The organism is Stenotrophomonas sp. YIM B06876 (genome assembly GCF_030711595.1).
Taxonomy (GTDB): Bacteria; Pseudomonadota; Gammaproteobacteria; order Xanthomonadales; family Xanthomonadaceae; genus Stenotrophomonas.
Window position 1 is genome coordinate 1 of record NZ_JAUJUJ010000372.1, and the last position, 808, is coordinate 808.

2 protein-coding genes are annotated in these 808 nt (G+C 67.4%); one reads left to right on the forward strand and one right to left on the reverse strand.

Features of this window, described 5'->3' with window-relative positions; genetic code table 11:
• On the reverse strand, positions 1-416 hold a 416-nt coding region (locus QZH66_RS17385), incomplete at its 3' end, for a hypothetical protein (RefSeq protein WP_305807091.1).
• Between the two features lie 77 nt (positions 417-493).
• On the opposite strand from QZH66_RS17385, the gene QZH66_RS17390 reads away from it, so the two are divergent.
• A partial coding sequence (locus QZH66_RS17390) for a hypothetical protein (protein WP_305807092.1) occupies positions 494-808 on the forward strand: 315 nt, incomplete at its 3' end.

Genomic DNA, 808 nt, shown 5'->3' on the forward strand with positions numbered 1-808 from the left:
GCATCCTCACCATGAACGAGGAGCGGCGCATCGGCGCTTGCATCGACAGCGCCGCGTTCGCCGATGAGGTGATCGTGGTGGACAGCGGCAGCCAGGACAGGACGCTGGAGATCGCCCGCGCCAAAGGCGTGCTGGTTCACTCCCATCCCGACTGGCAGGGCTTTGCGGTGCAGCGCAACCGCTTGCTGGCCCACGCCACGGGAGACTGGATCTTCTTCCTGGATGCGGACGAGCTGATCACGCCGCAGCTGGCGGCTGAAATCCGGTCGGTGGTGCAGGCCAATGAAGCATCGGTGTGGGAGGTCTGCTGGGAACTGGTCGAATACGGCCAGTCCCTGGGCCGGATGCGCCGAATCGGCGGCATCGTGCGGCTGTTTCCGCGCCAGGCGCTGCTGGGGTTCGAGGGCGCGGTGCATGAAGGCGCCAGGCTGGCAAGCCGCGACATTCCCAGGCGCACCCTGCAGCAGCGCTTGNCGGCCAGTCCCTGGGCCGGATGCGCCGAATCGGCGGCATCGTGCGGCTGTTTCCGCGCCAGGCGCTGCTGGGGTTCGAGGGCGCGGTGCATGAAGGCGCCAGGCTGGCAAGCCGCGACATTCCCAGGCGCACCCTGCAGCAGCGCTTGCCGCATTACTCGCGTGAAACCATTTACGGCAGCCTGCAAAAGCTGGCGCAGTATGTGCAGCTGGGGGCCCTGAAACGGCACCAGGCGGGCAAGCGCGGAGGGGTGCTCCGGGGCATGGCATCGGGCTTGGCCAACTTCGTGCGCCTGTATATCTTCCACCGGGGCTTTCTGTGCGGCCGTGCGGGT